Origin of the sequence: Veillonella sp. VA137 (assembly GCF_003992015.1) — a bacterium.
In the GTDB taxonomy this organism is placed as follows: domain Bacteria; phylum Bacillota; class Negativicutes; order Veillonellales; family Veillonellaceae; genus F0422.
In genome coordinates, this window is sequence record NZ_RQVK01000011.1 from 26,219 (window position 1) to 50,544 (window position 24,326).

A 24,326-nucleotide genomic window follows, 5' to 3' on the forward strand; every position below is an offset into this window, starting at 1 on the left:
ATGAAATCGAGCCAAATATTTTTAGAATGTGAACGTTTTCTAAAACGAGCTTTGAAGGATAAGGGACACTATAGCAAAGGGGCCGTTATCGCTTTCTTGATTACAGGTGGTATTGGGGTTAGTGTGCCTAGTACGGTGCATGCGGTTGTGCCTACCCATTTATTGTGGCAGGCATTTCAGAATATGGGGGTGCTTGGTAGTTATAGTGGTACTACAAGCGCGGAAAAGAATCAAAGTATTCTTAACTCTAAAGTGAAGGATTCCAATATTACATTTAAAGATTTATATGCCCTGCTATACCATGGTCCATTGGCTACTGCCAGTACTCAAACAGGAACAGGACTAACGGTTAACCAAGGATATGTGACATATCAAGGTAGTAATATTGCTGGTGGTGAAGATGTATTTTTAAGAGGTGCAGGGGCCATTGCCTTAGGTGGTAATGCACATGCAGATGGTGTTGGTACATTAGCCTTAGGAGAACGAGCACAAGCTGAAGGATCTGATGCATTGGCTATCGGTTTAACATCAAAAGCCTTAGCCCATGAATCTGTAGCGGTAGGCCATGATGCACGCTCTAAATCTAATTATTCCCTAGCATTAGGCAGTAATTCTGCTGCGTTAGGACATGGTTCCAATGCAGTTGGTTACAATACAAACGCAGGTAGTACGGCGTCCCTAGCGCTTGGTTATAATACCTTTGCCAATGCAAGCACTGCAGGCTCAGAGGCATTAGCATCAGCTATTGCTACGAACTCCTCTCGTTTATCTGCAGATACAATGGATAAATTGGGGCTATTTAAACTTGCAGAAGTGAATGATAAAGCGGCAGATGTGGCGTTGAAATCAGCGCGCATCAATCCGGCGACACCGGCTACTAAAATCAAGGAATTAGAAGATGCCTATAAGCTTGCACATCAAAAATATACAGAGGCTAAAACAGCGTTAGAAGGTCAGCAAGATTATATAGACTTAATTAATGACACAGATAATACAAAGTTGAAAACTGCCTTGGATTCAGCAGGCACTGGTAGTATTGGTAAGTTCTTAAATGATAACTTTAATAATAACACAGAACTGAATAATCAAGTTAAGTCCACTGTCAATACAGTAGTGACGACAAAAGGTAGTAACTCCTTAGCCATTGGTAACTTAACTGTAGCCGAAGGCGATGGCAGTATTGCCCAAGGTGTGGCAACGGTGGCTAAAGCAGATGGTAGTATCGCCTTAGGTGCGGCAGCACAAGTTGCTAAAAATGCGAACCAATCCATTGCGGTAGGTGTCGGTGCGCAAGCACATGATGCGCACTCCATTGCGATGGGTGTACAATCGTCTACTTTTGGTACTGGTGATGTTGCCATCGGCAATAGAGCGGAGGTATTAGGCGATAACTCTGTAGGGATTGGTTATCATTCATCTGTATTAGCAGAAAATGGTACTGCTGTCGGTAAATCTACAAAAATTGGAACAGGTTCAGTGAACTCACTATCCATGGGTTTTGCGACCACTGTTGGGAAAAATGCTGTAGATAGTGTTGCTTTAGGCTCACAAGCGAATGTAGCTGATGACAGTAAAGAGTCCATAGCGATTGGTAAATCAGCGCAAGCCTTAGCAAAGAATAGTATCACACTAGGTGCTAATGCAGCAGTTAATGGGCTAGCTGATAAAAGTATTGCTATCGGTAATAGTAGTTCAACCTATGCAGCTAGTTCTATTGTTGTCGGTGATAATGCTAATGTAGGCACTGGGGGTGCGAGATCAATATCCATCGGTAATGCATCCAGTGTGGCAGGCGCTGATAGCTTGGCATTAGGTACAAGTGCTAAAGCGAAAGCTACTGATACCATTGCTATCGGTAATAAAGCAACTGCTAATAGAGATCAAAGTATTGTTATCGGTAAGGGTGCTTCTGCTAACCGGGAAAACTCCATTGTATTAGGTACGGGATCCACAGATTACTATCGAGGCAAGGCGCCAAAATTGAAAGCGGGCGCTAATCCATATGCTAATTATACAGATCCAACTACAGTGTATGAATATGGTAGCGATGGAAATGTTGTGTATGAGGAACAAGAAGGTGCTAATGTGCCGTCCTTCTTGCCACGTGGCACAGAAGCAGGTAAAGAACTCCAAAAATTAGATGCCTTAAATTTAGGCGTTGTATCCGTTGGTGGTGGCGAAGTTAATGTAACAATTGATGGTAAAGAGAAAACTATTCATGCCCTACGCCGTATTACTAACGTGGCACCAGGTGCGCTAGATACAGATGCAGTCACAGTAGCCCAATTACGTGCATGGCGTGAAACGGATCCTCACTTCTTAGCGGTGAAAAACCCTACTAGTAAAGAGCTGAAAGTAGATGGCAACACTATGAAAAGTGTGGGCTATAATCTAGATGCAAGTAATAGTGATTTACGTAACTCTAACTATGAAAATAATCAAGCTTCTGGCAATTTTGGGATGGCTCTTGGTGGATTTGCAAAATCTACGGCAGCACAGGCAACTGCAATTGGGTATGGTTCCAGCGCTTATGATACAGATGCTCTAGCTATTGGTACAATTTCCTATGCGAGAGGCAATTCTTCTGTAGCGATAGGTAGAGCTGCAAAAGCAAGAACAGTGAAGTCTATGGCACTTGGCTGGGGAGCTGATGCCACAGGAGACTCTTCTATTGCATTGGGGGCTACAACAATCACTGATGGTGCAAAAGCAATTGCAATCGGTAGTAGTGCAAACAGTATGGCGGCTCGAGGTATTGCCATCGGTGATGGTGCTAAGGTTCAAATTGAAGCCAACAGTGACGGCAAAGATCCAGCTAGTTGGGGGCAATGGTCAGCGCAAAATGGTGTAGCTATTGGTTATAGTGCGTTAGCAAGACGTGACCAAGACGTGGCTATCGGTAAAGAGGCTATTGTTAAAGGTGGAGATGCCATTGGTTTAGGCCATAAAGTTGAGAACTATGGCGAAAACTCTATTGCGATTGGTTCTTATGCAAAAGTTAATACTAAAGATGCAGCGAGTGGTACGAATAGTATAGCTATTGGACGTGCAGCGGAAGTGACAAATAAAGAAGCGATTGCACTGGGCACGGATGCTAAAGTAAAGTCTGACAAAAGTATGGCTATGGGCTATAAAGCAGAGGTAGAAGCGAATGCAACACACAGTATTGTGTTGGGCGAATCGGCGAAAATAAAGACTGATGCTGCGTATGGCACAGCTATGGGGCAAGGCGCTACTATCAATACGGGGGCAACCTACGGTACAGCTATAGGACAAGGGGCTCAAATTGATCCGAATGCAACCTATGCAACTGCTGTTGGTCAAGGCGCTAGAGTACAATCTAGTGAGGGTGCTGCATTAGGTAAAGGTGCCACTGCAGCGGGAGCAAAAACTCTGGCATTAGGCTCTGGAGCGAGTGCAACTGCAGCAGGTTCCGTCGCACTTGGTTCTGAATCCGTAGCAGGAGCAGCAGCAGGCACAAAAGGATGGGACCCAGCTGCAGGCCGTGTGAATAATCATACAACTGCTGTATCTGGTGCGGCAGCTTCTCTGTCTGGCTTGGGATCTGTTTCTATCGGTGCTAGTGGTAAAGAGCGACAAATTACAAATTTAGCAGCAGGTTCAAATGATACAGATGCGGTAAACGTAGCTCAATTGAAAGCTGTGAACTTGCAAATTGCTGGTAATACTACAGCAACGGCAGGTGCTGACGTACGTTTGCATAACCAAACATTAAATGTAGTAGGCGATGGTACCTATCTAACATCGAATGCGGCTGGTAATACAATCACTATGGATTTGACGCAGTCTATAAAAAATAAAATCAATAGTATATTTGTTACTAGCTTTACAGGTGATCAAGGGTCTAAAGTAACACCAACCGCAACTAGTAATACCGTGAACGTAACGGGTAAAAAATTTACAACTAATTCTGAGCCTAATTCTATATGGGCAGATGGTGGCGTTCGTTATGAAACTGGTAATATAGGTACTTTCACTACAGGAAATACAGTTGCTATTGGAATGCGCCCTGAATTAAAATCGAAAAGCTTTACTGCTTATAAATATGACGGCAATAATCAAACTGGAGAAGCAGGTCCATCCATTTCCTACAATGGCATCAACATGAATGATAAGCCAATCACTAACCTTCAAGCAGGACAAAACCCTAATGATGCAGTGAATAAATCTCAATTAGATGCCATTACATGGAATTTAGGGGCTAAGGGTGCTGATGGTAATATCAACCGAGTGGCGCCAAGTGATGATGCGAATAAACGTGTTGACTTAGTAGGAACTGGAGGTATTTCTGTAACAGCTAATGGTAGCACAGTAACGATTAGCGGTAGCAAAATTTTAGATTCTATGCCAGTAGTGTACACAGATGCAGCAGGCAATCGTGTGTATAAACATACAGATGGTAAGTTCTATACAACGGAAAATCCACCAGCTGGTACAAAACCGGTAGCAGATGTTCAAGCCCGTTTAGTAAACACAGCCCCTGGAGCGGGTAAAACAGCAACAACAGATGCGACTGTATTCAATAATGTTAAGTCTGTCATCGAAAAACAAGGTGTCACTGGTAATACAGCTCCAACGTTTACAGATCGTTTAAGTGTAGCAGCTGCGAATAACCCTACGGCAGCGGTGAACGTAAAAGATTTAAATAGTACTGTGGCTGATTTAAAAAATAAAGAACTACATATTACGCCAATGGAGTATACTCCTAAAGCAAATGGTGATGTTACTTTATCCTACTCCGATGGTAATGGAAGCGTTGTACCTAATACAACAGCGACTATCAAAGGTGTGGCGAAAAACGACTTATCTAACATTACAGATGCAGGTAAAAAAGTTATCACTGGTCTAGGCACGACAGTTACTGCTGGTAAAAATATTACGGTAACTGCAACTACAGATAACACAACGGGTCAAAAATCTTACGCCATAGCTGCAGCAGATCAAGTAGAATCTGTTGTAAAAGCAACTGCAGCTACTGATGACGAAAACATTGCAGAAGTAAAACCAGTGACTGGCGCTCAAGATGCAGCTAACACAAAATATGGTGTAGGCGTATCTAAGAAAAAAGTAGCCGAAATCGCTCAAGGTGCAGTGGAAGTAAAACCTGCTGATGGCTCAGATAATGTTCATGTAACACCAGATACAACTACAACACCTGGCAAAACGGTTTACAAAGTATCTGTAGATAAAACGAAGTTAGATACAGGTGTTAATACAACGGTAACAGGCGCAGGTACAGCAACTGATCCATACAAAGTCAATGTACAAGGCGATTTAAATAAAATTACTTCTATCACAAATGAAGCTGGTAATGGTAAAGTATCCTTCGGTGCGAATGGTGTATCTACTTTCAGTAGCGGAACTACTGGAGATAAGACGGTAACGATCGATGGCAAAGAGGGCAAAGTTGTTGTTGGCAATGACGGAAAACCTGTTACCATTGACGGCAGTACAGGTTATGTGACTGGCTTGCAAAATACAGAGTGGACTGTAGGTACGACAACACCAGTATCTGGCCGAGCAGCTACGGAAGACCAATTGAAGCATGTTAGCGATGCCGTTGATGGTAAAGCTGATAAAACTGCATTATGGGACTTAGGCGTTGTAGCGACAGATGGTACGTCAACAAAAGTAACACCTCAAGCCGTGGAAGGTGACAACAAGCGTATCAACTTGAAAGGTAAAGGTAATGTTACAGTTACTGCAGATGGCAATACGATTACTATTGAAGGGGAAAACCAAAATAGTATTGTTGTGTATACCGATGCACAAGGTAATCGTTTGTACAAACGTGCAGATGGTAAATTCTATAAAACGAAAGAACCTGTGGCAGGTGAACGTGCTGTATTAGCTAATAATGTACAATCTCGTCTAGTGAATGCGAATGGTGATAGCACTACATCACCAACGGTGCTTAATAATGTAAAATCTGCGATTCAAACGCAAGGAGTGGGACCGGATAATCTATCCCCAACATTCTTAGAGCGTTTGGAAGCGGCTGCAAAACCGACTAATAACCCTAACGCTGCGGTAAATGTAAGTGACCTTAAATCTGTAGTAGATGCGGGTATGAAATACGGAGCTAATATCTCCGAAGCTACTGGCGGTGCTAACCCTGTTACAAATAAATTAGGTAGTACTGTGGCTATCAAAGGTGGTGCTACCGAAACGGATGGTACTAATTTTGATGGAACCAACGTATTAACGACGGTACAACAAGATGATGGCAATACTACTGTTAACATTAAATTGAAACGTGACTTGGGTAATATCAAATCTATCACTAATGAAGCTGGTAATGGTAAAGTAGCTTTCGGTGCAGATGGTGTCACTACTTTCACAAGTGGTGCAGCAGGTGATAAACCTGTTAGCATCGATGGTAAATTAGGTAAAGTGGTGGCTGGTACTGGTAATACGGCGGTTACATTGGATGGAGCAGCGGGTCAAGTGCTAGCATCTGGTATCCGCATTGGTAACCAAACGGCAACACCGACAGCTAATGGTGCGGCACCGGCTGCAGGACAACCGACTGGCCCTGCTGGTAATTTCATTACTGGACTTGGCAATACGACTTGGAATATCGAAAACCCAGTGTACGTAAGTGGCCGTGCTGCTACAGAAGATCAGTTGAAAGTTCTGAATACGGAATTACATAAGAAATCATCTACAGATTATCGATTGATTCAAAACCCAGACAGTACTGACCATGCATATACTGTAAGTAATGCAGGTGAAATTGATTTAACTGTAAAAGATGAGATTACAAAGGCTACGAATACTGTTAAGTTGAAAGATATTGCATCTAAAACTGCTTTAGACGCATTGGTAGACCGTAGTATCACTTTAGGTGGGGATAATAACTCTGCTACTGATAAACAAACGTTAGCTAATGATGTAAAATTCAATATCAAAGGCGATAATAACTATATTACGACTACTGCTAAAGGAACTGATGTAACACTTACATTCAACGATAGCGCATTAGCGAAAAAAGCTGATGAATGGAACCTTGCTGTAAATGGAACCAAAGTATCTCCAACGGATAAACAAGTAAACCTTGTGAATGGAAATAATATTTCTATTACTAAGGAAGCTAATGGAGATGTTAAGGTAAGTGCTACAGGATTGGCAAAAGAAGACTTATCCAACATCACAGATGCTGGCAAGAAAAATATCACTGATTTAGGTACAGAAATTACGGCAGGCGAACGTATTACAGTAGGAAACCCTACCGTAGATGCCAAAACAGGTAAGAAAACATATACTATTAATGCAGATAAACAAGTAGAATCTGTTGTAAAAGCAACGTTAGCAGATACTGCTGACGAAAACATTGCTGAAGTAAGCCCAGTGACTGGTGATCAAGATGCAGCGAATACAAAATATGGCGTAGCTGTATCTAAAAAAGCAGTAGCTAATATCGCTAAAGATGCAGTAGAAGTAAAAGCTGCAGATGGTGCAGATAATGTTACTGTAGATAAAGATACAACAACAGCTGGTAAAACGATTTACAAAGTATCTGTAGATAAAACAAAATTAGCAGCTGGTGACAATACAAATGTTGAAGGTAAAGGTACAGAAGCTAAGCCATACAAAGTGAATGTAACAGGTGATCTTACTAAAATTACGTCTATCACTAATACTACAGGTACTGGCAAAGTAAGCTTTGCTGGTGATGGTGTTGTGAAAGTAGATGGTGCTAAAGCAGTATCCATCGATGGTAAACAAGGTCAAATCACAGGATTACAAAACACAACTCTAACTGCCGCAGATTTTGCTAAGGCTAATCGTGCAGCTACGGAAGAACAATTAAAAGCGGTAAAAGACATTGCTGATGCAGCGTCTACAACAGATTATCGTTTAATTGCAAATCCAGCAGAAGGTAGCAATGGTGCGTATAAAGTAGATAACGGAACCATTTCTTTAAAAGTTAAAGATACTAAACAAGCTGATAGTACTCCTCAAATAATTACGATCAACGATGTGGCATCCAAAGAAGCATTAGATACTGTAAAAGCAAATCAATGGGATTTGGCGGTAAAATCAGGTGCTACTATCACGAATGTAACTTCACAACCTGGCGCAAAACCAACAGATAACAAACGAATTGCTATCGAAGGTGCTGATGGTGTTGAAGTAACTCAAACAGATGGTGTGATCAAAATCAGTGCACCAAGAGGTACAGATAACGATACGATCACAACTGTGAAATCTAGCGATGGTACAATTTCTGTTGATAATGTAGATGGAAATACACATGCATATGATATAAAAGTCAATGCTCAAAAACTGGGAGAAGCGCAAGCGTTAATCTTTGTAGATGACAAAGGCAAACAAGTATTCAAACAACCTGATGGTGCTTTCAAAAATGCAGATGGCACTAAGTATGAAGGCACTGTACATACAAAAGTAAATACAGCAGCACCTCAACGTGTAGACAACGTAGGCTCTGCCATTGACGGAGCAAAAGTAACTACTGATGCAGGTCAAGACAAGCCAGATGCAACGTACTTAGAAAAATTAAATAAAGCTAATGCGGATACACCAAATGCAGCGGTTAACGTTTCTGACCTTAAGAAAACATCCGATGCAAGTATTGCGAAAGCAGTAGAGGATGCTACTACAAAAGGAATGAAATTCCAAGGTAATACAGGGGATGTAATTAGCAAAGAGTTAGGCCAAACCTTAGCAATCAAAGGTGAAGGAACTGTTGCTGGTAATACAGCTACCAATAATATCCGTACTACTAATACCAATGGAGTGCTAGAAATTGGCTTAGCAGAATCTTTAACAGGCATCAATTCCATTGCGGGTAAAGGTACAAGTCCATTAACAATTTCTAATGGTGGTACAACATTGACTATCAATGCACCAGAAGGAACAAAACCAGGTACCATCTCCGTTGGTGGTGTAAAAATAACTGATGTGGCAAATGGTGAAGCAGAAACAGATGCTGTTAACGTGAGCCAATTGAATGCAGTAGCAGGCAAAGAACTTCACATCAAACCAACAACAGATAAAGAAAAATATACTGTAGATAAAAACGGTGATGTAACACTAACTTACGTAAATGGGGATGGAACAGCTGTAAATGATACAAAAGCAGTCATCTCTGGCGTTGCGAAAAATGACTTGTCCAACATCACAGATGGTGGTAAAAAAGTTATCACTGGCTTAGGTACTGATATAGAAGCTGGTACAGGTATTACACTTGGTACAACTAAGGAAGATCCTAAGACAGGTAAGAAAACATATATTATCAATGCAGATAAACAAGTAGAATCTGTTACTAAAGCAGATGCTGAAACCGGCGATGAAAACATTGCTACTGTAACTATGATGGATGGAACTGTAGATAAAACAGCAAATGCTCGTTACGGTGTAGGCGTATCTAAAAAAGCAGTGGCTAATATCGCTAAAGATGCAGTAGAAGTAAAAGCTGGAGATAATGCAGATAATGTTCATGTAACACCAGATACAACAACAGCTGGTAAAACGATTTACAAAGTATCTGTAGATAAAACAAAGTTAGCAGCTGGTACGAATACAACTGTTGGAGGTGAAGGTACAGAAGCTAAGCCATACAAAGTGAATGTTGCAGGCGACTTAGATAACATCACATCCATTACAAATACAGCAGGTACTGGCAAAGTCACATTCGATAACAATGGCGTTGTGAAAGTAGATGGAGATCATCCAGTATCTATCGATGGCAAACAAGGTCAAATTACTGGCTTACAAAATACAACCCTAACTGCCGCGGATTTTGCTAAGGCTAATCGTGCAGCTACGGAAGAACAATTAAAAGCGGTAAAAGACATTGCTGATGCAGCGTCTACAACAGATTATCGTTTAATTGCAAATCCAGTAGAAGGTAGCAATGGTGCGTATAAAGTAGATAATGGAACCATTTCTTTAAAAGTTAAAAATACTAAACAAGCTGATAGCAATCCTGAAACGATTACCATCAATGATGTGGCATCCAAAGAAGCATTAGATACTGTAAAAGCAAATCAATGGGATTTAGCGGTTAGCAACGGTACATCTACAAACAAAGTAGAACCACAAGCAACTGGCACAGAAGGCGAAAACAAACGTATCGTCTTAAAAGGTAAAGATGGTGTTACTGTTAGCCAAGAAAATGGTGTCATTACAATCGGCGCTCAAAAAGGCGTAGATAATGATACTGTAACAACTGTTACATCTACGGATGGTACTGTCACTGTTGATACTGTAGATGGAAATGAGCATGCATATGATGTGAAAGTAAATGCCCAAAAACTGGGAGAAGCACAAGCCTTAATCTTCGTAGATGACAAAGGCAAACAAGTATTTAAACAACCTGATGGTACTTTCAAAAATGCAGATGGCACTAAGTATGAAGGTACAGTTCATACGAAAGTGAATACAGCTCAACCTCAACGTGTAGACAACGTAGGTTCTGCGATTGATCCAGATAGTACAACAACAGATACTACATTCTTGGGTAAATTAACCGAAGCTGCAGCAGATCCAACAAAAGGAAAATCTGCGGTGAACGTATCTGACCTTAAGAAAACATCTGATGCAAGCATTGCTAAAGCAGTCACTGATGCTACAAACAAAGGCATGAAATATGCTGGGGATAACTACAAAGCGGCGACTGCTACAGAAGCTGAGCAAAATGGAATCACTAAGAAATTAGGAGAACAATTGCAAATCCTTGGCGGTGCAACAGGTACATTGACTGATAATAATATCGGTGTCAATGCAGATGGCGGTGCATTGAAAGTTAAATTGGCAGAATCTTTAACAGGCATTAATTCCATCGCAGGTAAAGGTACAACACCATTAACGATTTCCAATGGTAATACAACATTAACGATTAATAATGGTGAAGGAACAAAACCTGGCACAATTTCTGCTGGTAATGCGAAAATCACTAATGTAGCAAAAGGCGAAGGTGATACTGACGCTGTTAATGTAAAACAGTTAACTGACGAAGTTGGCAAAGCAAAAACAACGGTAACTGTTAATAAGGACAATACAGATGCGAATAAAAATCTTTCCTTAACTACGACTACAGCAACCGATGGACATACTAACTATGACGTTCGTTTAGCGGACAAAGTGACATTAGGCACTGAAACAGCTAAACAAGTCACAATGGATGGTACAGCTGGTACTATCATAGCGGGCACAGGCAACAATGCCGTATCTGTAGATGGTACGAATGCAAGCATAACAGCTGGAACTGGCACTAACATTGTGAAAGTAGATGGATCTAAAGGTCAATTGACAGCAGCAGGTGTTGTCGTAGGCAACCAAACGCTAAATCCAATTGCGGCGAAACCAACAGATGGTGTAACGCCAGCAGCCGAAACTGGCAACTATGTAACAGGTCTTGGTAACACAACATGGACTGTCAATAACCCAACCTATGTATCCGGTCGTGCAGCTACAGAAGATCAGTTGAAAGCAGTTAACGACGAAGTGAACAACAAAGTAGATAAAACTGCATTGTGGGACTTGGCTGTTAAATCGGGTGATACTATCACAAATGTAACACCACAAGCTGGTGCACAAGCAATGGATAACAAACGAATTACTATCGAAGGTACTGATGGTGTTACTGTTAGCCAAGACAATGGTGTGATCAAAATCAGTGCACCAAGAGGCACAGACCATGATACGATTACAACTGTGGAATCTACTGATAAAACTGTTGATGTAACAAAAGTAGGTAACAATGATCACGCTTATAACTTAGCAGTGAACAAACAAGCTGTAGTAGATGGTGCTCAATTACCTGTTGTATATACAACAAAAGATGGTAAAAAAGTGACTATCGACAAAGATGGTAAATTCCATACAGTAGATAATCCTACGGTAGAAGTAAAACCAGAAGACGTAGAAACACGTATTCAATCTGCAGCAAAAAATACGACAGCTGGAGATACCATCCTTAATAACGTAGGCTCTGCCATTGCTAATACAAAAGTTCCAGAAGGTACAGGAACTAAACAAAATCCATCCTTCTTAGAACGTTTGGAAGAAACTGCGAAAGCGACTAACCATCCAAATGCAGCAGTTAACGTATCTGACCTTAAAAACACAGCTGATGAAGTTGTTGGAAAAGGCATGAAATACGGTGCTAACCTTCCTGCGAAAACTGGTGGAGATAAAGTTGTAACTAACAAACTTGGCTCTACGGTAAACATCGTAGGTAGTGCAGATGTAACCAATGCAACAGAAGCAGATAAACAATACGATGGTAAAAACGTATTAACATCTATTGAACAAGATACTGACGGTAATACAACAGTAACTGTGAAGTTGAATAAAGATTTAACATCTAAATCCTTAACAACTAACACGGTAACTGTAAAAGGTGAAGACGGCAAAGACGGTAAACCAGGCACAGATGCAGTAGTGACTGTCGGTGAAAAAGGTGAACCAGGCGTCAACGGACAAGATGGCAAACCAGGATCTAATGGTACTATCGGCGTCAATGGTAAAGACGGCTCTGCAGTTGTGATCAACGGCAAGGACGGATCTATCGGATTGAATGGTAAAGATGGTAAGAACGGTCTTTCCATTAAAGGCGACAAAGGTGCAGTCGGTGTAGACGGTACAGATGGAGCTAATGGTAAAGACGGTATGACTCGTATCGTATATGAAACGAAACATACAGATCCTAAAACAGGCACAGAAGCAACTGTGACACATCAAGTAGCTACAATGGATGATGGCTTACGTTTCACTGGTAACAATTCCGGTACAGAAAACAAACATAAGCTAAATACATTAGTGAACATCGTTGGCGAAGGCGTTGCGAAAGAGCAAGTAGATGGATTCCAATCTGCAAGTGGCAACATCTTAGTCGCAGCTGATGGTAAAACAACATTGACTGTAAAAATGAACAAAAACCTTGCTAACATCAGCAGCATTACCAATGGTGCAAACTCTGGCAAAGTTGAGTTCAAAGACAATGGTGTAACTACTTTCAGTAGCGGTAACAACGGCACTGGCGGTACAGATACACCTGTTGTTATCAATGGTAAAGATGGTAAAGTTACAACAGGAACTGTAAGTCTTGATGGTAAAGCAGGTACTGTGAAAGCTAACGATATTACAGTAGGTAAACAATCTGTCACTCCAAGTACAACTGGCGTAGCTCCTACAACTGGTGGTACACCAACAGAAGGCAACTTCGTAACGGGTCTTGGTAACACAACATGGACTGTCAATAACCCAACTTATGTATCTGGCCGTGCGGCAACAGAAGATCAGTTGAAAGCAGTTAACGACGAAGTGAACAACAAAGCAGATAAAACTGCATTGTGGGACTTAGCGATTGCAAGCGAGGATCCAAATGGTGCTAAAGTTGCTCCAAAAGAGGTAACAGGAGAAAATAAACGCATTATCTTAAAAGGTACTGGCGGAGTTACTATCTCGCAAAATAATGGCGAGATTACTATTGGGGCACCAGTAGCTGGTACAGATAATAATACAGTGACTACTGTGACATCTACGGATGAAACTGTATTGACAGTAGGCGATAAAGGTAAGGATGGAAACCATGCTTACGAATTAACCATCAACAAACAGGCTGTAGTAGATGGTGCTCAATTACCTGTTGTATATACAGATAAAGAAGGTAACAAGTTAACGTTAAAAGATGGTAAATTCTACAAAGCAGATAACACTGTAGTAGAAGCAAAAGACGTAGAAACTCGTATTCAATCTGCAGCAAAAAATACAACAGCTGGAGATACAATCCTTAATAACGTAGGCTCTGCGATTGCCAATACAAAAGTTCCAGAAGGTACAGGAACTAAACAAAATCCATCCTTCTTAGAACGCTTGGAAGAAACTGCGAAAGCGACTAACCATCCAAATGCAGCAGTTAACGTATCTGACCTGAAACAAGCATCTGATGCAAGTATCGCCAAAGCAGTCACTGATGCTACAAACAAAGGCATGAAATATGCTGGGGATAACTACAAAGCAGCAGAAGGTACAACAGCTGAGCAAAATGGTATCACTAAGAAATTAGGGGAACAATTGCAAATCCTTGGCGGTGCCACAGGAACATTGACTGATAATAATATTGGTGTCAATGCAGATGGCGGTGCGTTGAAAGTTAAATTGGCAGAATCTTTAACAGGCATTAATTCCATTGCAGGTAAAGGTGGTACTACACCATTAACAATTTCCAATGGTAATACAACGTTAACGATTAATAATGGTGACGGAACAAAACTAGGTACAATCTCTGTTGGTAATGCAAAAATCACTAATGTTGCAGAAGGTACAGATGGTAAAGATGCAGTTAACGTATCTCAATTGAATAAGTCTATCAATGACTTGAAAACTAACTTAGGTTGGTACGTAACTTCTGATGTGGCAGATGGTGGTGAACAAGCTACAGGCTCTAACCCAACATCCGAACATGTCACAAACGATAATGAAGTAGCTTTCATCGCTGGTAAAAATTTAAAAATCAAACAAGATGGCAGAAACTTCACATATAGCCTAAATGATTCTATTACTAAGTTGTCAAAAGTAGAAGTGACAAAAGATGGAGAGGGTACGACGACTATTACTCCTGGTAAAGTGACAACTACTGACGGTACAACAACGACGGTAACGGGTCCAGAGGGCATTACGATTAAGCCGTCTGCAGGTACGACAACTACAGTTTCCTTGACGAAAACTGGCTTAGATAATGGCGGTAATAAAATCACTAATGTTGCAAAAGGCGAAGGTGATAATGACGCTGTTAATGTAAAACAGTTAACTGACGAAGTTGGTAAAGCGAAAACAACGGTAACTGTTAATAAGGACAATACAGATGCGAATAAAAATCTTTCCTTAACTACGACTACAGCAACCGATGGACATACTAACTATGACGTTCGTTTAGCAGACAAAGTGACATTAGGCACTGAGGTAGCTAAACAAGTCACAATGGATGGTACAGCTGGTACTATCACAGCGGGCACAGGCAACAATACTGTATCTGTAGATGGTACGAATGCAAGCATAACAGCTGGAACTGGTACTAACATTGTGAAAGTTGATGGATCTAAAGGTCAATTGACAGCAGCAGGCGTTGTAGTAGGCAACCAAACGCTAAATCCAATTGCGGCGAAACCAACACCTGGTGTAACTCCAGCAGCCGAAACTGGCAACTATGTAACAGGTCTTGGTAACACAACATGGACTGTGGCTAACCCAACTTATGTATCTGGTCGTGCAGCAACAGAAGATCAGTTGAAAGCAGTTAACGACGAAGTGAACAACAAAGCAGATAAAACTGCATTGTGGGATTTAGCTGTTAAAAATGGAACAACGACTGATAAAGTAGAACCGAAGACAACTGGTACTGAAGGTGAAAACAAACGTATTACAATTGAAGGTAGTGGTTCCGTTAAGGTAACGCAAAAAGATGGTGTTATTACCATCGGTGCTGAAAAAGGTGCAGATAATGATACGGTTACGACTGTGACATCTACAGATGAAACTGTATTGACTGCCAAAGATACGCCATCAAATGGTAACCATGCATATGCTTTAACAATCAACAAACAAGCTGTAGTAGACGGCGCTCAATTACCTGTTGTATATACAGATAAAGAAGGCAACAAGTTAACGTTAAAAGATGGTAAATTCTACAAATCAGATAACACTGTAGTAGAACCAGGAGACGTAGAAACTCGTATTCAATCTGCAGCGAAAAATACAACTGCTGGAGATACAATTCTTAATAACGTAGGCTCTGCGATTGCCACTACAAAAGTTCCAGAAGGTACAGGACATAAACAAAATCCAACGTTCCTAGAACAATTGGAAGAGGCAGCGAAAGCGGGCAACCATCCAAATGCAGCGGTTAACGTATCTGACCTTAAAAACGCAGCCAATGCAGTTGTGGCAACAGGCATGAAATACGGTGCAAACCTTTCTGCGAAAACTGGTGGAGATAAAATTGTCACAAACAAACTTGGCTCTACGGTAAACATTGTGGGTAGTGCAGATGTAACAAATGCAACAGAAGCAGATAAACAATACGATGGTAAAAACGTATTAACATCTATCGCTCAAGATGCTGACGGTAACACAACAGTCACTGTGAAGTTGAACAAAGATTTAACATCTAAATCCTTAACAACAAATACAGTAACAGTGAAAGGCGAACCTGGTGCTAACGGTCAAGACGGTAAAGATGCAGTAGTGACTGTCGGTGAAAAAGGTGAAAAAGGTACAGAAGGCAAACCAGGTAAAGATGGTTCTAACGGTACTATCGGTGTAAATGGTAAAGACGGATCTGCAGTTGTCATCAACGGCAAAGACGGATCTATCGGATTGAACGGTAAAGATGGTAAGAATGGTCTTTCCATTAAAGGTGACAAAGGTGTAGTCGGTGTAGACGGTACAGATGGCGCTAATGGCAAAGACGGTATGACTCGTATCGTATATGAAACGAAACATACAGATCCTAAAACAGGCACAGAAACAACTGTGACACATCAAGTAGCTACGATGGATGATGGCTTACGTTTCACTGGTAACAATTCCGGTACAGAAAACAAACATAAGCTAAATACATTAGTAAACATCGTTGGTGAAGGTGTAACTAAGGAAGCAGTTAACACATTTGAGTCTGCTACTGGTAACATCTTAGTACAAGCCGATGGCAACTCCACATTGACTGTAAAAATGAACAAAAACCTTGCTAACATCAGCAGCATTACAAATGCAGCCGGTAATGGTAAAGTTGAGTTCAAAGATAATGGAGTGACTACTTTCAGCAGCGGTAACAACGGTGCTAATGGTACAGATACACCTGTTGTTATCAATGGTAAAGATGGTAAAGTTACAACAGGAACTGTAGGACTTGACGGTAAAGCAGGTACTGTAAAAGCTAACGATATTACAGTTGGTAAACAATCTGTCACTCCAAATGCAAATGGTACAACTCCGGTAGCAACAGATAAGGCTACTGAAGGTAACTTCATTACAGGTTTAGATAACAAAGAATGGAATGTAGCAAGTCCTAGCTATGTATCTGGTCGTGCAGCTACAGAAGATCAATTGAAAAAAATCTCCGAAGCTATTACGGCTAAATCTGGTAGCGACTATCGTTTGGTGGCAAATCCAGCAGCTGGTTCTGAAGGTAAATACAAACCAACAGATGATGGGGATATTAACTTAACAGTAGAGGACCCTACAGATGCAACTACTGCGAAGACGGTGACTATCACAGATGTGGCTAAAAAATCTGACTTAGATACTGTGAAAGGTCATGTAGGAAATAAAATTTCTCTTGGCGATGATACAACTGGTACAACAACGGCTAAATCTTTAACGGCTGGTGATGTGAAGTTCAACATCAAAGGTGATGGTAAATACATCAGTACAGCCGCTAATGGCGATGATGTAACGGTATCCTTGAACACAAAACAAGTGGCACAAGACCAAGCCTTGATTTACGTAGATAACACTGGTAAGCAAGTATTCAAACAACCAGATGGTACTTTCAAAGATGCAGATGGCAATAAGTATGAAGGTGATGTTCATACGAAAGTGAATACACCTAGTGCAAAACGTCTAGATAACGTAGGTTCTGCGATTGATACGGCTGTGGTAAAAGATGCGACAAATCAACCAAAACAAGATGCAACGTATCTTGAAAAATTAGAAGCCGCAGCGAAAGACCCTGTAACAGGTAAATCAGCAGTTAACGTGTCTGACCTTAAACAAGCGTCTGATGCAAGCATTGCGAAAGCAGTGACTGATGCGACAGATAAAGGCATGAAATACGGTGCGAACCTTTCTGCTAAAGAAGGTGGAGATAAAGTTGTCACAAATAAACTTGGCTCGACTGTACATATCTTGGGATCTTCCAATGCTACATCTGATGAAGGTTACAACGATGAAAACGTAGTAACCACTATCGGTCAAGCTACTAATGGCGACACAACAGTAACTGTGAAGTTGAAAAAAGATTTAAAATCTGAATCCTTAACAACGAATACAGTGATTGTAAAAGGTGAACCAGGTGGCGATGGTCAAACCAAAGATGCAGTCATCACAGTCGGTGAAAAAGGCGAAAAAGGTGTTGATGGCCAAGATGGTAAACCAGGTTCTAATGGTTCTATCGGCGTGAACGGTAAAGACGGCTCTGCAGTTGTGATTAACGGTAAAGACGGCTCTATTGGCATGAATGGCAAAGATGGTGCTAACGGTCTTACTATGAAAGGCGACAAAGGTGTAGTTGGTTTAGACGGCACAGATGGAGCTAACGGTAAAGACGGTATGACTCGTATCGTATATGAAACGAAACATCCAGACCCTAATAATGCTGGTAAAGAAATCACAGTGAAACATGAAGTAGCTACGATGGACGACGGTCAAAAATATAGCGGTGATAACTACGAAGCAGCGACTGCAACCACAGCAGAAGCGAATGTGATCAACAAAAAACTAAACGAACGTTTAGAAATTGTTGGTGGCGCAGACAAAGCTAAATTGACTGACAACAACATCGGCGTGAATGCGAAAGATGGTAAGTTAAAAGTTCAATTAGCTAGCGAGTTAACAAACATCAACTCCATTACTAATGGTGCAAACTCTGGTAAAGTTGAGTTCGGTGCTAATGGCGTAACTACGTTCAGTAGCGGTGCAGTAGCTGGTGATAAAACTGTGACAATCGACGGTAAAGCAGGTAAAGTGACTGTTGGCAACAATGGTAATCCAATTGCTATTGATGGTTCTGTAGGTGATATCACTGGTTTGACAAATACAACGTTAACAGGGCCAGACTTTGGTACTAAAGGTCGTGCGGCTACGGAAGAACAGTTGAAATTAATCCAAGGTCAATTGGGTACTGGCAACTTGTCCTTCGGTGCTAACCTTCCTGCAAAAGCTGGTGGCAATAAAGTTGTTGAAAATGCTCTTGGTTCTACGGTGAATATTGTTGGTACAGCTAATGTAACAGCAGACGATAACTACGATGGTAACAACGTGGTGACAACTGTTGAAAAAGGAACTGACGGCAATAGCAAAGTTACCATCAAGTTGAATAAAGATTTAACATCTAAATCTATAACAACTAACACGGTAACTGTAAAAGGTGAACCTGGAGCTAACGGTCAAGACGGCAAAGATGCAGTAGTGACTGTCGGTGAAAAAGGTGCAGATGGTAAACCAGGATCTAATGGTACTATCGGCGTGAATGGTAAAGACGGCTCTGCAGTCGTGATCAACGGTAAAGACGGCACAATCGGCTTAACTGGTCCTAAAGGTGCTGACGGACAACCAGGCAAATCCATTAACATTGGCATGAAAGATGGCTATAACACAGATGGAGCAAATGGCGTTCGTGGTGAAAAAGGTGTTGACGGCCAAGACGGCATCACTCGTATCGTATACACTGAAGGCGGTAAAGAACATCAAGTAGCTACAATGGACGACGGCTTACGTTTCACTGGTAACAATTCCGGTACAGAAAACAAACATAAGCTAAATACATTAGTGAACATCGTTGGTGAAGGTGTTACAAAAGAACAAGTAGATGGATTCCAATCTGCAAGTGGTAACATCTTAGTACAAGCAGATGGCAACTCCACATTGACTGTAAAAATGAACAAAAACCTTGCTAATATCAGCAGCATTACAAATGCGGCAGGTAATGGCAAAGTTGAGTTCGGTGCAGACGGAGCTACTACTTTCAGTAGTGGCGCAGCAGCTGGTGATAAAACTGTTACAATCAACGGTAAAGAAGGTACGGTTAATGCAACGACTTCTGTAACAGCAGGTGGTGTGGTAGTAGGTAAACAATCTGTCACTCCAAGTGCAACTGGCGTAGCTCCTACAACTGGTGGTACACCAACAGAAGGCAACTTCGTAACGGGTCTTGCAAATAAAGAGTGGAATGTAGCAACTCCAACATTTGTATCTGGTCGTGCAGCGACAGAAGATCAGTTGAAAAAAATCTCCGAAGCTATTACTGCTAAATCTGGCAGCGACTATCGTTTAGTGGCAAATCCAGCAACTGGATCTGATGGTAAATACACAGCAGATAATGATGGTAATATTAGCTTAACTGTACAAGATGCAGCAAATCCGAATAGTACAAATACAGTCACTATTACAGATGTAGCTAAAAAATCTGACTTAGATATTGTAAAAGGTCAAGTAGGAAATAAAATTTCTCTTGGCGATGATACAACTGGTACAACAACGGCTAAATCCTTAACAGCTGGTGATGTGAAGTTCAATATCAAGGGTGATACAAACTACATCAGTACATCTGCTAAAGGCGATGATGTAACGGTATCCTTGAACACGAAACAAGTGGCGCAAGACCAAGCCTTGATTTACGTAGATAACGCTGGTAACCAAGTATTTAAACAACCAGATGGCACTTTCAAAAATGCAGATGGTACTAAGTATGAAGGTGATGTTCATACGAAAGTAAACACGCCAGATACTAAACGTGTAGACAACGTAGGCTCTGCTATCGATACAGCTGTGGTGAAAGATGCGACAAATCAGCCTAAACAAGACCCAACGTACTTAGAAAAATTAGAAGCCACTGCGAAAGATCCTGTAACAGGTAAATCAGCAGTTAACGTATCTGACCTTAAAAATGCTTCTGATGCAAGTATTGCTAAAGCAGTTACTGATGCTACAGATAAAGGTATGAAATACGGTGCGAACCTTTCTGCTAAAGAAGGTGGAGATAAGGTTGTGACTAATAAACTTGGCACTACTGTACATATCTTAGGCTCTTCGAATGCCACATCTGATGAAGGTTACAACGATGAAAACGTAGTAACAACTATCGGTCAAGATGCAACTACTGGTGACACAACAGTGACTGTGAAGTTGAAAAAAGATTTAAAATCTGAATCCTTAACAACAAATACAGTGATTGTAAAAGGTGAACCAGGTGGTAATGGTCAAACCAAAGATGCGGTACTGACTGTTGGTGAAAAAGGTGAAAAAGGTGTTGATGGCCAAGATGGCAAACCAGGTTCTAATGGTTCTATCGGCGTAAATGGTAAAGACGGTTCTGCAGTTGTAATCAACGGTAAAGATGGCTCTATCGGCATGAATGGTAAAGATGGTGCTAATGGTCTTACTATGAAAGGCGACAAAGGTGCAGTTGGTTTAGACGGCACAGATGGCGCTAATGGCAAAGACGGTATGACCCGTATCGTATATGAAACGAAACATACAGATCCTAACAATGCTGGTAAAGAAATCACAGTGAAACATGAAGTAGCTACGATGGACGACGGTCAAAAATACAGCGGTGATAACTACGAAGTAGCGACTGCAACTGAAGCAGAAGCGAATGTGATCAACAAAAAACTAAACGAACGTTTAGAAATTGTTGGTGGCGCAGACAAAGCTAAATTGACTGACAACAACATCGGTGTGAATGCGAAAGATGGTAAGTTAAAAGTTCAATTAGCTAGCGAGTTAACAAATATCAACTCCATTACTAATGGTGCAAACTCTGGTAAAGTTGAGTTCGGTGCTGATGGCGTAACTACGTTCAGTAGTGGCGCAGCAGCTGGTGATAAAACTGTCACAATCGACGGTAAAGCAGGTAAAGTCACTGTTGGCAACAACGGTAATCCAATTGCTATCGATGGTTCTGTAGGCGATATCACTGGTTTGACAAATACAACGTTAACAGGGCCAGACTTTGGTACTAAAGGTCGTGCGGCTACGGAAGAACAGTTGAAATTAATCCAAGGTCAATTGGGTACTGGCAACTTGTCCTTCGGTGCTAACCTTCCTGCAAAAGCTGGTGGCAATAAAGTTGTTGAAAATGCTCTTGGTTCTACGGTGAATATTGTTGGTACAGCTAATGTAACAGCAGACGATAACTACGATGGTAACAACGTGGTGACAACTGTTGAAAAAGGAACTGACGGCAATAGCAAAGTTACCATCAAGTTGAATAAAGATTTAACATCTAAATCTGTAACAACTAACACAGTAACTGTAAAAGGTGAACCTGGCGCTAACGGTCAAGACGGCAAAGATGCAGTAGTGACTGTGGGTGAAAAAGGTGCAGATGGTAAAGATGGCTCTAACGGTACTATCGGCGTAAACGGTAAAGACGGATCTGCAGTTGTGATCAACGGCAAAGACGGATCTATCGGTTTGACTGGCCCTAAAGGTGAAAATGGTAATAGCGTAGTCATCAATGGTAAAGATGGTAAAATCGGAGCCAAAGGTGAAGACGGAAAATCTGTTGTCATCAACGGTAAAGACGGCACAATCGGCTTAACGGGTTCGAAAGGTGCTGATGGTGCACCAGGTAAATCCTTAGATATCGGCATGAAAGATGGCTATAATGGTCAAGATGGTGCTGATGGAGTTCCAGGAGTTCGTGGTGAAAAAGGTGTTGACGGTAAAGACGGCATCACTCGTATCGTATACACAACGAAAGAAGTTGACCCAGTAACGAAAGTTGAAAAAGTAGTAGAACGTCAAGTGGCTACTATGGACGACGGCTTACAATTCACTGGTAATAACTCTGACACTGTGAATAAACATCGCTTGAACACATTGGTGAACATCGTTGGTGAAGGTGTGACTAAGGAAGCTGCGAAAACATTTGAGTCTGCTACTGGTAACATCTTAGTAGATGCTGACGGCAAAACTACATTGACTGTAAAAATGAATAAAAATCTTGCTAATATCAGCAGCATTACTAATGCAGCAGGCAATGGCAAAGTTGAGTTCGGTGCAGATGGAGCGACTACTTTCAGTAGCGGTGCAGCAGCTGGCGATAAAACTGTTACTATCAACGGTAAAGACGGCAAGGTAACGGCTGGCGAATCTACTCTAGATACAACAGGATTGACTGTAAAAGATGGCACTAAGGAAACGAAAGTGACTAATGCAGGTACTGTTGTTAAAGACGGTGCTAACGAATCCAAAGTGACTAGCACAGGTGCTACTTTCACAGATGGTACGAAGACAAGTAGCGTGGCACCGACAGTAGTTCGTGTGAACGGAACGAATGGTGCAGATGGTATAGTAACTGACGGTGTGGTGATTGGTAAACAATCTGTGACACCAGCAGAAACTGTTCCTACAGCAGGTAAAGTTATCGCACCAGAAGAAGGGAACTTCATCACTGGTTTAGATAACAAAGCTTGGGATGTAACAAATCCAACATTTGTATCTGGCCGTGCAGCAACGGAAGATCAATTGAAATCTGCTACAACAGGTTTAGTAGACAAAGGTTTAGTCTTCGATGCTAACACTGGCGGAGCGAAAACAAATAAACTTGGATCTACTGTGAAAATCCAAGGCACTGCGGAAATTCCAGCAGGTGCTACGGATGCAGATAAAAACTATGATGGTAAAAACGTATTAACATCTATCGAACAAGATCCAACTACTGGCAATACAACAGTAACTGTGAAATTGAACAAAGATTTAACCTCTAAATCTGTAACAACTAACACGGTAACTGTAAAAGGTGAACCAGGTGCCAACGGTCAAGACGGCAAAGATGCAGTAGTGACTGTCGGTGAAAAAGGCGAAGCAGGTAAAGATGGTTCTAATGGTACTATCGGCGTTAACGGTAAGGACGGTTCTGCAGTTGTCATCAACGGTAAAGATGGCTCTATCGGCATGAATGGTAAAGATGGTGCTAATGGTCTTACTATGAAAGGCGACAAAGGTGCAGTTGGTTTAGACGGCACAGATGGTGCTAATGGTAAAGACGGTATGACTCGTATCGTATATGAAACGAAACATACAGATCCTAATAATGCTGGTAAAGAAATCACAGTGAAACATGAAGTAGCTACGATGGACGACGGTCAAAAATACAGCGGTGATAACTACGAAGCAGCGACTGCAACCACAGCAGAAGCGAATGTAATCAACAAAAAACTAAACGAACGTTTAGAAATCGTTGGTGGTGCAGCTAAAGACAAATTGACTGACAACAACATCGGCGTGAATGCGAAAGATGGTAAGTTAAAAGTTCAATTAGCTAGCGAGTTAACAAACATCAACTCCATTACTAATGGTGCAAACTCTGGTAAAGTTGAGCTCGGTGCTAATGGCGTAACTACTTTCAGTAGCGGTGCAGCAGCTGGTGATAAAACTGTGACAATCGACGGTAAAGTAGGTAAAGTGACTGTTGGCAACAATGGTAAACCAATTGCTATTGATGGTTCTGTAGGTGATATCACTGGTTTAACGAATACAACGTTGGATGCAGCTGACTTCGCAACAAAAGGCCGTGCAGCTACGGAAGAACAATTGAAAGTAATTCA

General features: G+C 41.4%; 1 protein-coding gene (cut by a window edge). It reads left to right on the forward strand.

The window, feature by feature from the left end; translation table 11 throughout:
• On the forward strand, positions 1 to 24,326 hold the 5' portion of the coding sequence (locus EO116_RS06355; RefSeq protein ID WP_127161119.1) for a YadA-like family protein. Its footprint extends 4,537 nt past the window's final position; the window shows 24,326 of its 28,863 coding nt (coding positions 1-24,326); its start codon is at positions 1 to 3; its stop codon lies beyond the right edge, outside the window.